This window comes from Stenotrophomonas sp. STK17_22 (genome assembly GCF_051983905.1).
GTDB classification, from domain to species: domain Bacteria; phylum Pseudomonadota; class Gammaproteobacteria; order Xanthomonadales; family Xanthomonadaceae; genus Stenotrophomonas; species Stenotrophomonas maltophilia_A.
Window position 1 is genome coordinate 2,175,628 of sequence record NZ_CP197010.1, and the last position, 15,846, is coordinate 2,191,473.

A 15,846-nucleotide genomic window follows, 5' to 3' on the forward strand; every position below is an offset into this window, starting at 1 on the left:
ATCCACAGGGGAGGGCGCCGTATCGGTCTTGAACCGATCCAGGTGCCCGGATCAGCCGTAGTGCCGCGCCACCACCCGTCCGTGCGTCCACACTTTCGAAGAGCAACCACCCATGGCTCAGATCGTCCGCAAGCGTCGTCACCTGCTGTCCCAGGCCCTGGTCCTGGCCCTGTTGCCCCTGGCGGCCAGCGCGCAGGAGGCCGCCAACTCGTCCGCCAAGGATCTCGACGCGGTCACCGTCACCGGTTCGCGCATCAAGCGCGCCAGCGTCGAAGGTCCGGCGCCGGTCAACGTGATCACTGCCGCACAGATCCAGAAGGAAGGCTTCGTCAGCGTGTACGACGCGCTGAAGACACTCACTGAAGCCACCGGCACCGTCGAGGCGGCCTCGCAGTGGGGCTCGCATACGCCCAATGCCAGCGGCCTGAACCTGCGCGGGATGGGCCCGAACCGCTCGCTGCTGCTGGTCAACGGCCGCCGCGTGGCCGACTACCCGCTGCCCTACGGTGGCGAAACCAACTTCTCCAACTACGGCAACATTCCCGCTGCCGCAGTCGAGCGCATCGAAGTACTGACCGGTGGCGCCTCGGCCATCTATGGCTCGGATGCGATCGCCGGCGTGGTCAACGTCATCCTGAAGACCAACTATGACGGCGACGAAGTACGCGTGCGCGGTGGTACCTCCACCGAAGGCGGCCGCGATACCTGGGATCTGTCCTGGGCCGGCGGCAAGACCGGCGACAACTGGAGCGTGACCTACGCGCTGCAGTACACCAAGCGCGATCCGCTGTTCGGACGTGACCGTCCGCAGATGGACGATGCCGACGATGCGCCGTACCCGTCCTGGAACATGGAACAACGCAAGGTCGGCTTCCGTCCCACCGCCGGCCTGGCGCTGATCGATCCCACCACCGGCCAGCGCCTGGCGCCGCCCACCGGCACCTGCGAGAAGTTCGATGGCGAGTACTACACCGCCGATCGCCTGGTCTACAACTACGCCGCCAACACCATCACCAACACCGGCCGCCTGTGCGGCATGAGCGCCGACTACGCCAACTGGCTGCTCACCGGCGGTGCCGAGAACGTGTCCGGCAACCTGTATGCCACCTTCGATTTCAGCAATGACCTGCAGGCCTGGACCAACCTGGCGGTGTACCGCTCCGAAGCGATCTGGGGCACCAATCCGCCCGGCGTGTCGCTGATCGACGATGACAACGGCTACTACTGGGATGCCAACCGCAACCGCCCGATCCTCGGCGTGCGCCAGTTCACCCCGAACGAGGTGGGCGGCCTGGATACGCTGCGTAACACCAACCGCGAACTGTCCTGGGACTGGAGTGCGGGCCTGCGTGGTCGCCTGGCCGATCGCTTCGACTGGAGCGCCACGGTGGGGCGTTCCTACTACCGCGTTGAAGAGCGGCAGAACGTGGTCGACAAGCAGAAGTCGTACGACTATTTCCTAGGCCCGAAGCTGGGCACTACCGCCGACGGCGAGGCGATCTATGCGTTGAACGAATCGCGCTGGTGGAACCCGCTGACGCCGGATCAATACTGGCAGATGGGCACCGTGGCGAAGAACCGTGCGTCCTCATGGGTCAATCAGGCGTCGGCGGACATCACCGGCGAGCTGTTCCAGGGCTGGGCCGGCCCGATCTCGTTCGCGGCGGTGGCCGAGGTGGCGCAGCAGGGCTACCACCTCAGTCCGGATCCGCGCGCCGGCATCGACTTCGACCTGCAGAACGTCGATCGCGGTGGCGGCGAGCGCACCCGCTATTCGGCCGGCGTCGAGTTCAAGATCCCGCTGCTGGAAAGCGTGACCGCCACTGCGGCCGCGCGCTATGACCGCTATGGCAGCTACAAGGCTGACAACAGCGGCGAAGCGCTGGACATCGGCAGCCAGAAGGAGACCACCTGGAATGTCGGCCTGGAATGGCGCCCGGTGGAGTCGCTGCTGGTGCGCGGCTCCTATGCCACCAGCTTCCATGCGCCGGACATGCACTACCTGCTGGGCCAGCCCAGCAGCTCCGAAGTGCAGACCTATGACCGCCTGCGCTGCATCCAGAGCGGCGCGTACCTGGTCAACAACTGTGGCGTGGGCAATACCGATGTCTGGTACACGTTCGACGTGAACCGGCGTGGCACGCCGCTGCTGCGCTCGGAGACCGGTGATTCGTGGACGGTCGGTTTCGTCTGGGACGTGATGCCCAATCTGTCGGTCAGTGCCGACTACTGGGCAATCAAGCTGGAAGACATGATCGTCGACGTTGGCGCCGACGAGGTGCTGGCCAGCGAAGCGGGCTGCCTGACCGGCAAGAACATGGACGGTACGCCGTGGGCCAATCCGGCCGGTGGCGAGTATTGCGCTGGCATCCTGGCCCGCGTGAACCGTGGCAGCAACGGTCGCCTGGTATCGATTGAACGTGGCCCGTTCAACCTGGCCAGCCGCGAAGTGCGCGGCATCGACCTGACCGCGCGCTATCGTCTGGAAACCGCGCAGTGGGGCAGCTTCCAGCTCGGCCTGAACTACACCAACCAGATCTCGACCAAGGAGCAGCGCTACGCCAACGATCCGAACCCGGAGCGTCGTGACCGTGACCTGCGCAGCAAGCTGCGCGCGAGCCTGGCCTGGCAGCGTGGCAACTGGAATGCCAACGTCTATGCCGATCGCATCGGTTCGGTGCCGGGCGTGCGCTACCACTGGGGCACCGATCGCCTGAACAATCCTGGCGGCTGCCTGCCGTTCGCCGATGGTTACGTGCCCAGCGACAGCCCGTCGCTCAACTGCCTGGAACCGGCCACGCGTCCGGATGGCTCGCCCAACCCGAATCCCAACGCCGGCCAGCAGACGGCGCGCTACTACGGGCGGGTCGGGCCGTTCATCACCTGGAACTTCAACGTGGGCTACCAGGTGACCGGGCACGCCAAGGTGAATGTCTACGTCAACAACGCGTTCAACTCGGCCAGCTGGAACCACAAGGACCCGTACAAGCTGGACTACGATTTCGCCCCGACCCGCCTGCTCGGCGCGGTTGGCCGCGAGTTCGCGCTGGAATACGTGTTCACCTTCTGAGGTGGATTGCGGGCGGTACGCCGGGCATGGCCCGGCGCTACCGGCTGGACGGGGTGGCTGGATTTGACCTTCCCACGATGGCAAGGTTTAGCCTGTCCGCATCCAGAAGGAACCCCGGGAATCCGATCATGAGCACGCCCCGCGCCAATGCAGTCCCCGCAAGCCCGTCCACCATCAGCCTGCCCATCGAGGGCATGACCTGCGCCAGCTGCGTCGGCCGTGTCGAAGCGGCGCTGTCCAAGGTCGAGGGCGTCGGCAGTGTTTCGGTCAATCTGGCCACCGAGCGCGCGGATATCCGCCCGTCCGGTCCGGTCGATCGCGCCGCGCTGATCCAGGCGGTGGAGCGGGTGGGCTATGACGTGCCGGCCGGCACCATCGAGCTGGCAGTGGAAGGCATGACCTGTGCCTCCTGCGTCGGTCGCGTCGAGCGCGCGCTGCTGGCGGTACCGGGCGTCAGCCAGGCCAGCGTCAACCTGGCCACCGAACGCGCTACGGTGCGCGGCGTGGCCGCTGTGGATGCGCTGGTAGCGGCCATCGACAAGGTCGGTTATGCCGCCCGTGCCATCGAAGCAGGCGTTCAGTCCGATGACGAAGCGGCGGAAAAGAAGGATGCCGAGCGCGCCGAACTGAAACGTGACCTGATCGTGGCCACCGCACTTGCACTGCCGGTGTTCGTGCTGGAAATGGGTTCGCACCTGATTCCCGGCATGCACGAATGGGTGATGGCCACCCTCGGCATGCAGACCAGCTGGTACCTGCAGTTCGTACTGACCCTGCTGGTGCTGGCCATTCCCGGCCGCCGTTTCTACCAGAAGGGTTTCCCGGCACTGCTGCGGCTGGCACCGGACATGAACTCGCTGGTGGCGGTGGGTACCGCCGCAGCGTTCGGTTACTCGGTAGTGGCGACCTTTGCACCGCGGTTGCTGCCGCCGGGCACGGTGAACGTCTACTACGAAGCAGCGGCGGTGATCGTCGCGCTGATCCTGCTCGGCCGCTTCCTTGAGGCGCGCGCGAAGGGCCGTACCTCGGAGGCGATCAAGCGCCTGGTCAACCTGCAGGCCAAGGTCGCGCATGTGATCCGTGACGGCCGCACGATCGAGATCCCGGTCAACGAGGTTCTGAGCGGCGATGTGGTGGAAGTGCGCCCGGGCGAGCGCGTGCCGGTCGATGGCGAGGTGATCGAGGGGCGCAGCTACATCGACGAGTCGATGATCAGTGGCGAACCGATTCCGGTCGAGAAGCAGCCGGGCAGCAGCGTGGTCGGCGGCACGGTCAACCAGAAAGGTGCACTGACCGTGCGTGCCACGGCGGTGGGCGCGCAGACCATGCTGGCGCAGATCATCCGCATGGTCGAACAGGCACAGGGCTCGAAGCTGCCGATCCAGGCGGTGGTCGACAAGGTCACCCTGTGGTTCGTGCCGGCGGTGATGCTGGCCGCACTGGCGACCTTCGCGGTCTGGTTGATCTTCGGCCCATCGCCGGCGCTGAGCTTCGCGCTGGTCAATGCGGTGGCGGTGCTGATCATTGCCTGCCCCTGCGCGATGGGCTTGGCTACGCCGACGTCGATCATGGTCGGAACCGGTCGTGGCGCCGAGATGGGCGTGCTGTTCCGCAAGGGTGAAGCGCTGCAGTTGCTGAAGGACGCGCAGGTGGTGGCGGTGGACAAGACCGGCACGCTGACCGAAGGTCGCCCGCGCCTGACCGACCTGGAGATCGCCGACGGCTTCGATCGCGCCACGGTACTGGCCGCGGTGGCTACCGTGGAGTCACGTTCGGAGCATCCGATCGCCCGTGCCATTGTCGATGCAGCCACCGAGCAGGGCCTCGCATTGCCGGCCATGGTCGACTTCGAATCGGTCACCGGTATGGGTGTACGCGCCAGCGTGGAGGGTGCGCGTGTGGAGGTCGGTGCTGATCGTTTCATGCGCGATCTTGGCGTGGATATCACCGCGTTTGCAGCGCTGGCGGCCGAACTCGGCGCGCAGGGCAAGTCGCCGTTGTACGCGGCCATCGATGGACGCCTGGCAGCGATCATCGCAGTATCCGATCCGATCAAGCCGAGCACGCCGGCCGCGATCGCGGCGCTGCACCAGCTTGGCCTGAAGGTGGCGATGATCACCGGTGACAATGCCGGCACCGCGCAGGCGATCGCACGCCAGCTGGGTATCGATGAGGTAGTGGCCGAGGTGCTGCCGGAAGGCAAGGTCGAGGCGGTGCGGCGCCTGAAGGCCACGCATGGCCACGTCGCCTTTGTTGGTGACGGCATCAACGATGCGCCGGCGCTGGCCGAGGCTGATGTTGGCCTGGCGATCGGGACCGGCACCGATATCGCGGTGGAGTCGGCCGATGTGGTGCTGATGTCGGGTAACCTGCAGGGCGTGCCGAATGCCATCGCGCTTTCGAAGGCAACGCTGGGCAACATCCGGCAGAACCTGTTCTGGGCTTTCGCCTACAACACCGCGCTGATTCCGGTGGCTGCCGGCGTGCTGTACCCGGTCTGGGGCGTGCTGCTGTCGCCGGTGTTCGCCGCCGGTGCGATGGCGCTGTCCAGCGTGTTCGTGCTGGGCAACGCGCTGCGCCTGCGCCGCTTCCAGCCGCCGATGGCGGATGCCCCCGCTGCGAGCCACTGAAGGAGAACCGCATGAACATCGGTGAAGCCGCCAAGGCGTCCAGCGTTTCGGCGAAGATGATCCGCTACTACGAACAGATCGGCCTGATTCCTGCGGCCGATCGCACCGAGTCCGGCTACCGGGCATATTCGCAGGCGGACATCCACCGCCTGCGCTTCATTCGGCGGGCGCGCGATCTTGGCTTCCACGTGGCCGAGATCACCGATCTGCTCGGCCTGTGGAACGACACCTCACGGCACAGTGCCGACGTCAAGCATCTTGCCGAACAGCACATCGCCGATCTGGAGCAGCGTATCGAAAGCATGCGGCAGATGGCCGACACGCTGAAGTCGTTGATCAGCTGCTGTGCGGGCGATGAGCGCCCGGAATGCCCGATTCTGCAGCGGCTGGGCGAGGACGAAGAGACCCTGGCACCGCCGGAGACCGCGAAGACCGGTGCAGTACGGCGCCGCACGCACAAGCACTGACCTGGCGTTGCATACATGAAAAACCCGCCCGGTGCAGCTGCACCGGGCGGGTTTTTCGTTGCAGGCGCAGGCTAGGGGATCAGGCCGTGCGCGGCGGGAAGCCTGCATCGGTCAGCGCCGCCACGATCTGTGCTTCGCTGGCCGAGGTCTGTACCTGCACGCGACGGCTGGCGGGATCTGCCTGCACGCTGGCCTGCGGATCGACCAGCTCGATCGCCTTGGTCACGCTGCGTGCGCAGCCGCCGCAGGTCATGCCTTCCACGTGGAATTCCATCTGTAGCTCCTTCGGTGCTCTTGGGGTGGCGCCAGTGTGCACCTTCCAACATTGGCAGGGTCAAGCGCTGGGCTGAACCGAAGACAAAGCACCAATGAAAACGGCAGCCACCTGTACCAGCGTGGCTGCCGTGGAGGAACGTCCCCGCCAGGGCGGGGCGTGGGTTGCACCGGGGCAGGCCCGGGCAACCCGGTGTTGCCTTAGAACTTCCAGGTAGCGCCGAAGTACAGCTGGCGGCCTGCGTAGGTATTGGAGATCAGGCGTGCCTTGGTGTCGCTGCCCAGGTGCACGCGCTGCTCGGACTTGGTGGCATTGATCACCGAGGCGGTCAGGGTCCAGTCCGGGGTCAGGTTGTAGGCCACGTTCAGATCCAGCTGGTCATACGGCTCGGTGTAGACGGTGAGGCCATTGTTGAGCCCACCGACCACCTGGCCGCGACGGTTGAACGAGGCGCGCGCGAGGAACTTCTCGTTCTCGTAGAACACCGTGACATTGGCCTGGTTCTTGGCGCTGCCGACCAGTGGCGAGGAGCCGATTTCCTGACCGTCCAGAACAATGGAAGCCAGGTTGGTGTCGTTGTAGGTGTAGTTGGCCTGCACACCGAAGCCGAAATCGAACGTGTACTGGCCATACAGCTCGACGCCCTGCGAGACACCATCGCGGCCATTGGCCTGGGTCTCGTAGCGCTGCACGTTCACCGCTTCACCGTTGATGACCATCGGCGTGTCGCGCACCACCGGCAAGGTGAAGTTGTCCACGTTCTTGCGGAACAGGCCGACGCCGGCGACCGCGCCCGGCTGGAAGTACCACTCCAGGCCCAGGTCGAACTGGGTGGCCTTGAACGGTTCCAGCTGCTTGTTGCTGCCCTGGCCGACCCAGCCTGCGGTCGATGCGCCACCGGCAACGCGGCGATCATTGACGTACTCTTCGCTGTAATAGCTCAGTGCGCCCGGTGCTGCGATGTCGGTGTAGCCAGGGCGGGCGATCACCTTCGATGCGGCACCACGCAGCACCAGCGTGTCGGTGATGTCCCAGGCGATATTGAAACTCGGCAGTACGTCAGTGTAGGTGCGATCCACGCCGATGAGGCTGTAGGTCTTGCTCTGCGCCAGATCGTGCGGCAGGCGCACGAAGCCGCTCTCGCAGCTGTAGGTCGGGTAGGCCGCAGCGGCCGGATCGGTGCACGCCATCGGTGCGCCGGACGCGTTGTCCAGGAAGTAGTCGTTGAACTTCTCGATCGAGTCGGAGGACTGCGCGAACTGCTTGGTGCGCACCACGCGCACGCCGACATTGCCGCGCACGCGTTCGGTGCGGAAGTTGGCCTGGAAGTAGCCCGAGTAGATCTTCTCGTTGACGTTGTAGACGAAGTCTTCCTCGGTGCGGTTGTGAGAACCACCGTAGGTCTTGTTCAGGTAATCGATGTAGGCCGGGTAGTTGATGCCCGGGAACACGTTGGCATTGAAGCCGCCCGCGATGTTGTTGATCGGATTGGACAGGAAGAAGCCCGGCTGCGCGTCGCCCGCAGTCGGATCGCAGCCACTCTGGTAGCGGCTGTTGTCATAGTCGGCCGGGTCGCGACCCGGGCACACCCAGTAGGTGTTGCCGGTATTGCGATGGACCTTGCCGTCACGGTACTTGGCGCCGAACTGGATCGAGTCCAGCCAGCCGGACTCGAACAGCTTGGTGACGTCGGCCTGGAAGTAGTTCTGCTTGACCTCGGTGCGCTTCCACGACGAATCGGTCGAGCCGGTGTCGACTTCGGCGATGCCGTTCATCAGCTGCTGCTGCAGGTCGGGCGAGAAGGTGGCCGACGGCGTACCGGTCAGGTCCCAGGCGCTGTACAGGTTGCCCGACAGGTAATCATTGCCGACCTTGCGGCGCGGCTTGGCCGACATCCGGAAGTTCATCGACGGACCACCTTCGGACCAGGTACGGCCGCCGGTGAACGAGGCCTTCCACAGCGGGCTGATGTCCCAGTCGATGGTCAGGTCAGCGGTCTGCGAGAGCGCCTTTTCCTTGCTGTAGCCACCGGTCAGCTGCGGCGTCGGAACCGTGCAGTCGTCCGGGCCCCAGCCGCCGGGCTTGAGGCCAGCGGCCTTGGCCTGGTCTTCGCTGCAGTAGTAGGTCTTTCCAGCCAGCTTTTCGAACTGGGCGCCGGTAACGGTGTTGCCGCTGGGATCGAAATCCAGGCCGTTGAGCAGGCGGCCGCCGGCCCAGTTTCCATCGCCGTTGAAGCGGGCCATGCTCCATTCCGGAATCTTCAGCATGTTCTGGGTGTAGTCACCCTGCAGCTCGAAGCGGAAGTAGTTGGCCGTCATCGTAACGTTGTCGACCGGCTTGAACTGGAAGGTCAGCTGGCCGCCCTTGCGTTCGCGCTTCTCTTCCTTCACCGCGAAGTTGACCGACGTCGGCATGAAGAAGTCGCTGTAGTTGCCGCCGGTCTGGTTGTTGAAGCCGGACTTGCCCCACCAGTAGTGGATGCCATCCTGCGCCTGCACGTTGCCATAGGCATCGCGCGCCTTGCCGGCGCCATACCACTGGTAGTCCTCGGTGCTGGCTTCCATGGTGCGGGTGGTGCGCTTCTGCTGCGTCACGCCGATCAGCACGCCGAAACGCTCGTCCTTGCTGTGCCACGAATACAGGGCCGACGCCTGCGGGTCGATATCGTGGTGGGTATCGGAGGAGGTGCCCTCGAGCGTGACGAAGCCCGAGTTGGATTCCATGTCCAGCGGGCGACGGGTGTGCAGGATGACCGTGCCGCCGATGCCGCCTTCATCGATGCGTGCTTCCGGCGACTTGAACAGCTCGGCGCTGGACAGCATGTTCGACGGCAACAGGGTGTAGTTGAACGAACGGGTGGCTTCGTCGTTGGTTTCCGACGTGGCCACGTAGTTGCCGTTCAACTGGGTCAGGGTCAGGTCGGGTGCCAGGCCACGCACGCTGACGCTCTTGCCTTCGCCGCCACTGCGGGTGATGACCACGCCGGGCACGCGCTGCAGTGCGTCGGCCACGTTCTTGTCAGGGAACTTGCCGACGTCTTCGGCGGTGATCACTTCGACCACGGCGTTGGCGTCGCGCTTCTGCTCAAGACTCTTTTCAATGGCGTAGCGGTAGCCGGTGACCTGGACGCTGTCCAGGTTGGTGGCTTCCTGCGAGCCGGTGGAAGTGGCCTGCTGCGCGGCGGCGCCAGCCGGAATGACGGCGGCGGCCAAGGCCAGCGCGATGGCCAGCGCCAGTGCGTCCTGGCCGTGCGTACGTGTTGAATGCTTCATTCCCATCTCTCCCTCTCTCCTGGATTGATCCGGTGACGTGGCACGGACAACTTGAATCGATCTAATTTGAAGTGACATTGTCGCTATTGCCATGCAGTGGCAGTAGCACCGTGCGCGTGGCCTGGTACGTCCTGTTGCTGCTCCCCCAACTCCCGGCCATCGCAGTGTCGTTCTTGGATCGATCTAAGCGATGGGCGGGCGTTTTTTAGCATGGGTCGCCCGCGGGCGCATGCTGCTCCGCAATATGGTACTGGCGTGGCGAAGGCATGACGGTTTGCTGAAATCAGTGAAATCGTTTTCGTGCGCAGGGGAGGGTGGGGCGGCAGGGCTGCGCCCTGCACCTGCTTGAAGCCAGGGCAACGGCCAAAGCCAAAGCCAAAGCCAAAGCCAAAGCGGCTCTGGTTTTCTGCTGGTTTGGCCGGGCGGTGTGGGCTGGCAGGACACGCCGTAAACCCCCCTCCGGGGTCCGGCCCAGCCGCTGGCGGCTGGGCGTTCGGGCGCTTGCGAAGCAGTGCTTCGCAAGCAAAGCGCCCTCACCCATGGGGGCTCGATGGCGCCATCCATGGCGCCAACGGTCCTGCCAGCCCACATCGCCCCACCCCCGACAGTTTCCTGGTGACGGTTGGATAGGTCTTGGAATCACGCGAGGTCATGGGGTCAGATCCGTTTTCCGTTGGAAAACGGATCTGATCCCGATTGATTTCGTTATCCGACAGAGATTGATCCACGCATGGCGTGGATCTACTGCAGATCGCGAGAAACTGTCGAAGGCGGGGTGGGTCCGGTTGCGGGGGCGTGAGCCGCATGGATGCGGCGACCGAGCTTACATGGACGTACTTGCAGCGGCCCCCGCAACCGGACCCACCCCGCCTCCCCACAGGAAATCAGCTTCTGCTGTTGGTGTTGCTGTTGCTCCAGCTCGGAGCGGGTGCAGGGCGCAGCCCTGCCGAACACCCCCTCTCATGCTGCGCCGCAGAATGCATTCGGCTGAACCTGCATGCTCTACTTGAATCGATCTAAATTCACGGTCTGGTGGGTCGGGCGTCATTCCAGGGGGAGCTTTCTGCCAGTCATGGCGGGGCTCAGCGGAACGGTGCCGGACGGCCCCGGCCGTCTGCCTCCGCCTCATCGACTACAGGAACCCGACATGCGTCCAGTGCCGTCCGCTCCCGCCGTCCCAGTGTCCTCGCGCCCGCTGCTGCGCCTGGCCTGCCTGCTCGCACTGTCGTCAGTGCCGGTGCTGCTGCAGGCCGCGCCGGCTGCGCTGGAGCGCGAGGTCAACACCTTCATCGGCAGCAAGGACGACGGCAACACGTTCCCGGGCGCGTCGGCACCGTTCGGCCTGATCCAGGTCAGCCCGATCGGCAGCCACTATTCGGGCTGGCGCTACGACGACGAGAAGATCCGCGGTTTCGGCCACTCCTTCATCTCCGGCGCAGGTTGCTGGGAGCAGGGTGGCCAGGTGTCGGTGCTGCCGGTGACCGGTTCGATCGGTCCCGGCGGCGATTTCGATACCGGCAACGCGAAGAAGTTTGACCACAAGGCCTATGCCGCGTCGTACACGCATGACGGCGAGATCGGCCAGGCGGGCTATTACAAGGTGCGGCTGACCAGCTACGGCGGCATCGATGCCGAGACCACCGCGCGTACGCGTGCCGCGGCCGAGCGCTACACCTTCAGCCAGCGCAGTGGCGATGGCCACGTGCTGGTCAATGTCGGCCAGGCGAACGAGCGCCACTCGGTGATCGGCAGCGTGGTCGATGTGGTCGGCGACCGCGTGGTGGAAGGCAAGCTGGTCACCAAGAGTTTCTGTGGTGGCCATCAGTACACCACCTGGTTCCGCATCGAGTTCGACCGCCCGTTCAAGGCACACGGTACCTGGGGCGAAGGCGGTGGCCTGCCGGGTGCGCGCCACAGCATGGAAGGCGAGCAGAAGCCGAACGGCGCCTGGCTCAGCTTCGACCTGGCCAAGGGCCAGTCGGTGACGGCGGTCAGCGCGATCTCGCATGTGGACGCCGAAGGCGCGCGCATCAATCTGCGCGCGGACGGCATGCAGGGTGGGGCGCTGCTCGGTTTCGACCGCATGCGTGCGCTGTCCCAGCAGTCGTGGCGCGAGCAGCTGGGTCGGGTGCGTGTGCAGGGCGGTACGGCCGATGACCGCACCGTGTTCTACAGCGCGGCCTACCACGCGCTGCTGCAGCCGATGACCGGCAACGATGCCGACGGCCGCTACCGCGGCTATGACGATGGTATCCACCGCGCCGATGGCTGGACCTATTACGAGTACTTCTCGCTGTGGGATACCTACCGCGCGCAGAACCAGTGGCTGGCACTGACCCGCCCGGACGTGGCGCGTGACATCGGCCGTACCCTGCTGGCGATCGACGAGCAGGGTGGCTGGCTGCCGCGCTGGGGCTATGCCAACTTCGAGACCAACATCATGACCGGCGATCCAGTCACGCCGTTCATGGTCGACCTGTGGCGCTTCGGTGCGCTCAAGGGCCGTGAATCGCAGGCGTGGGATGCGCTGCGCCGCAACGCGTTCGGCACGCCGCCGCTGAACTCGCGGATGGCCGGCCGTTCCGGCAACCCGACCTACCTGGACAAGGGCTATGTGGTCTACGACCGCGCGTTCCCGTCCAAGGGCATGGACGTCGATCCGCATCACGGCGGTTCGGCCACGCTGGAGTATGCGCTGGCCGACTGTGCGCTCTCGCAGATGGCCGATGGCCTGGGCCACGCCCAGGACGCGGCGACGCTGCGTGAGCGCGGCCGCAACTGGCGCAAGGTGTGGGACCCGCAGGTGCGCGACGCCGAAACCGGCTTCACCGGGTTCCCGCGCCCGCGTACCGAGGACGGCCAGTGGTACACGCCGGCCGATGGCCATTACAGCCCGCGCTCGCACCATGGTTTCCATGAGGGTACGGCGTGGCAGTACCAGTGGCTGGCGCAGCAGGACGTGCCGGGCCTGGTCGAAGCGATGGATGGCCGCGAACAGGCCGGCCGCCGCCTCGATGCGTTCTTCGCGATGGACGCGCTGCAGGCCGACCCGCTCAATGCCGCCCGCAAGGAGTGGGTGGTCGGGCCGTACAGCTACTACAACCAGTTCCGCTACAACCCGAACAACGAGCCGGACCTGCACTCGCCGTGGCTGTACACGCTGATCGGCCAGCCGTGGAAGACCGCCGCCGTGGTGCGTGCCGCGCAGCAGTTGTTCACCAATGCCCCGAATGGCGTGACCGGCAATGATGACCTCGGCACGATGTCGGCCTGGTACCTGTTCAGTGCCATCGGCGTGTATCCGGCGGTGCCGGGCAGCGGCCAGTTCCTGCTGCACACCCCGCGTTTCAGCAAGGTGGAAGTGGACGTGGGCAATGGCCGCACCCTGCGCATCGACGCGCCGGGTGCCGATGGCCGCCGCCTGCAGTACGTGCAGGGCGTGAAGGTCGATGGCCAGGCGCATGCGCCGGTGTGGCTGGACTGGAACCAGCTGCAGCAGGGCCCGCGCCTGCAGTTCGCGCTCGATGCGAAGGCGCCGGAGCAGGGTTGGGGCACGGCGGTGAAGGACCTTCCGGTGTCCTGGTGTGCGGCACCGGGTAGCCAGCTGCGCTGAGACGGACTGTGCCGTTCGCGGTGACCCAGCGAACGGCACGGCACGACAGGGCCCTGATCCATTAGGCTTGAGCATCCAGCGGAGTCCGGGAAGACGATGAACGACAACGGCAGCAGTCCCAGCAAGCGCGCCGGCAAGGCGGTGACGGTGACCGACATCGCGCGTGCCATCGGCGTGTCACGGGCAACCGTATCGCTGGTGCTGCGCGGCAGCCCGCTGGTCAACGTCGATACCCGCGCCAAGGTCGAGGCCGAGCTGCGTCGCCAGCGCTATGTCTACAACCGCGCGGCGGCCAACCTGCGCCGGCGGACCTCGTCGAGCATCGCGCTGGTGATCAACGATCTGTCCAACCCGTTCTTCGCCGAATTCGCGTCCGGCGTGGATGAGGCGCTGGGCGGACGCGGTTACGTGACCCTGCTCGGCAGTACCGGTGAATCGCCGGAGCGGCAGCAGGCGGTGCTGTCCACGCTGATGGAGCACACCCCGGCCGGCCTGATCCTGTCGCCGGCCGAGGGCAGCGATACCGCGCTGCTGCGGCAGGCACTGGGTGCCAATGCCAACGTGCTGCTGTTCAACCGCGAGCTGGACGGGGCCGACTGGGATTTCCTGACCCTGGACAACCAGCACGGCGCCTATCTGGCCACGCGCCACCTGATCGAACGCGGCCATCGCCAGATCGCCTTCTTTGGCGGCCACGCTGCATCGAGCTCGTGCCACCAGCGCCGTGCCGGTTTCCAGCAGGCGCTGGCCGAGGCCGGTCTGTCGCTGCCGCCGGGCTGGATGATCGAGTCGGCGCCGAACCGCCTGGAAGCTGCGGCGCGCACCGATGAGCTGTTTGCCGACGGCCATCGGCCGAGTGCAGCGGTCTGCTACAACGACACCGTCGCGCTGGGCTTGATGCTGGGCTTGAATTCGCGTGGCATCCGTCCGGGCGGTGACTTTGCCGTTACCGGTTTCGATGATATTTCCGAGGCGTCGGTCGCGGTGCCGCCGTTGACTACGCTCACTGCCGATCCGCGCGAGCGGGGCCGGCAAGCTGCCGCGCTGTTGCTGCAACGACTGGACGAGCCGGATGCGCCGCCACGGCGCACGGTCGCGCCGGTGCAGCTGCGCATCCGCGAAAGCAGTGCCGCACGACCGAACTGATTCCTTCCATACACCCCTTCCACGCAACAACGACCTTCCGCGCATCGAGGCGCGTACCGCATGCCGATCTCCGCAACGCCCCGTCCATCGGGTTCTTCGGGCAACGCACCCGCCGTTACCAACGGCAAGGCGCTGGCTGTCGTCACCACGATCTTCTTCATGTGGGGCTTCCTGACCTGCCTCAATGACATCCTGATCCCGCACCTGAAGGCGGTGTTCGAGCTGAACTACGCCAAGGCGATGCTGGTGCAGTTCACCTTCTTCGGCACCTATTTCCTGATGTCGCTGCCGGCGGGTCGGCTGGTGGCGGCGCTGGGTTACAAGAAGGGCATCGTGGCCGGCCTGGTGATCGCCGGCATCGGCGCGCTGGGCTTCTGGCCGGCGGCCGAGCTGCGCGTGTATGGCGCGTTCCTCGGCGCACTGTTCGTGCTGGCCACCGGCATCACCGTGCTGCAGGTCGCTGCCAACCCCTACGTTGCGCTGCTGGGCCCGGAGCAGACCAGCTCCAGCCGCCTGACCCTGGCGCAGGCGCTGAACTCGCTGGGCACGGCCATTGCGCCGATCTTCGGCGGCATGCTGATCCTGTCCAACACGGTCAAGAGTGCCGATGACATCGCGGCGCTGCCGGCCGCCGAGCAGCTGGCCTACCGTGCCGCCGAGGCGCAGGCCGTGCAGGGCCCCTACGTGGGCCTGGCGGTGGCGCTGGTGCTGCTGGCGCTGTTCGTGTTCCTGTTCCGCCTGCCGGCGCTGAGTGATGCCACCGAGCAGGCCGACCAGGGCCACCACCACAGCTACCTGGATGCGCTGCGCAAGCGCCACCTGCTGCTGGGCGTGCTGGGCATCTTCTTCTACGTCGGCGCCGAAGTGTCGATCGGCAGCTTCCTGGTCAACTACCTGTCGATGCCGAACATCGGCGGCTTCAGCGAGCAGCAGGCCACGCATTACGTGTCGGCCTACTGGACGATGGCGATGATCGGCCGCTTCGCCGGTTCGGCGCTGCTGGCGCGCTTCTCGCCCAGCCGTCTGCTGGCGATCTTCGCGCTGGTCAATGTGGGGCTGCTGGTCACGACCATGCTGAGCTCCGGCAACGTCGCGCTGTATTCGGTGGTGGCGATCGGCCTGTTCAACTCGATCATGTTCCCGACCATCTTCGCGCTGAGCATCGAGCGCCTGGGCCCGCTGACCAACAAGGGGTCCAGCCTGCTGATCATGGCCATCGTCGGCGGTGCCGTGGTGCCGTACCTGCAGGGCGTGCTGGCCGACCACATCGGTGTGCAGGCCAGCTTCATCCTGCCGTTGCTGTGCTACGGCTACATCATTTTCTACGGACTGGTCGGTGCGCGTACGCCGGCCTCCGCAACGCAGGGAGGCTGA

Annotated in this window: 8 protein-coding genes; 6 read left to right on the plus strand and 2 right to left on the minus strand. The window is 65.7% G+C overall.

What is annotated here, in order from left to right; all coding sequences use genetic code 11:
• Positions 1 to 112: 112 nt before the first annotated feature.
• From ACSYS9_RS10200 to cueR, 3 genes are all read left to right on the plus strand, one after another.
• The gene (locus ACSYS9_RS10200; protein ID WP_071229220.1) at positions 113 to 3,070 is read left to right on the plus strand and encodes a TonB-dependent receptor plug domain-containing protein; all 2,958 of its coding nucleotides are present in this window, start codon (positions 113 to 115) and stop codon (positions 3,068 to 3,070) included.
• A 128-nt stretch (positions 3,071 to 3,198) separates the two neighbouring features.
• Positions 3,199 to 5,700: a heavy metal translocating P-type ATPase gene (locus ACSYS9_RS10205; protein ID WP_071229219.1), complete on the plus strand. Its 2,502-nt coding sequence runs from the start codon at positions 3,199 to 3,201 to the stop codon at positions 5,698 to 5,700.
• Positions 5,701 to 5,711: 11 nt separating this feature from the next.
• Complete coding sequence (gene cueR / locus ACSYS9_RS10210; RefSeq protein ID WP_071229218.1) at positions 5,712 to 6,167, plus strand: Cu(I)-responsive transcriptional regulator; 456 nt, start codon at positions 5,712 to 5,714, stop codon at positions 6,165 to 6,167.
• 79 nt (positions 6,168 to 6,246) lie between these two features.
• Here cueR and ACSYS9_RS10215 read toward each other — a convergent pair whose 3' ends face one another.
• Together ACSYS9_RS10215 and ACSYS9_RS10220 are read right to left on the minus strand one after the other, a co-directional pair.
• Positions 6,247 to 6,441 carry a heavy-metal-associated domain-containing protein gene (locus ACSYS9_RS10215; RefSeq protein WP_021204511.1) on the minus strand — a complete coding sequence of 65 codons (195 nt, stop codon included), beginning with the start codon at positions 6,439 to 6,441 and terminating at the stop codon, positions 6,247 to 6,249.
• A 200-nt stretch (positions 6,442 to 6,641) separates the two neighbouring features.
• Positions 6,642 to 9,719: a TonB-dependent receptor gene (locus ACSYS9_RS10220; RefSeq protein WP_071229217.1), complete on the minus strand. Its 3,078-nt coding sequence runs from the start codon at positions 9,717 to 9,719 to the stop codon at positions 6,642 to 6,644.
• Between the two features lie 1,141 nt (positions 9,720 to 10,860).
• On the opposite strand from ACSYS9_RS10220, the gene ACSYS9_RS10225 reads away from it, so the two are divergent.
• The 3 genes from ACSYS9_RS10225 (at position 10,861) to fucP (ending at position 15,846) form a co-directional block, all read left to right on the plus strand.
• The gene (locus ACSYS9_RS10225) at positions 10,861 to 13,326 is read left to right on the plus strand and encodes a GH92 family glycosyl hydrolase (RefSeq protein ID WP_071228225.1); all 2,466 of its coding nucleotides are present in this window, start codon (positions 10,861 to 10,863) and stop codon (positions 13,324 to 13,326) included.
• 96 nt (positions 13,327 to 13,422) lie between these two features.
• The gene (locus ACSYS9_RS10230) at positions 13,423 to 14,472 is read left to right on the plus strand and encodes a LacI family DNA-binding transcriptional regulator (RefSeq protein WP_049424705.1); all 1,050 of its coding nucleotides are present in this window, start codon (positions 13,423 to 13,425) and stop codon (positions 14,470 to 14,472) included.
• A 60-nt stretch (positions 14,473 to 14,532) separates the two neighbouring features.
• Positions 14,533 to 15,846, plus strand: coding sequence for an L-fucose:H+ symporter permease (fucP, locus tag ACSYS9_RS10235; protein ID WP_071228226.1), 1,314 nt, complete (start codon positions 14,533 to 14,535; stop codon positions 15,844 to 15,846).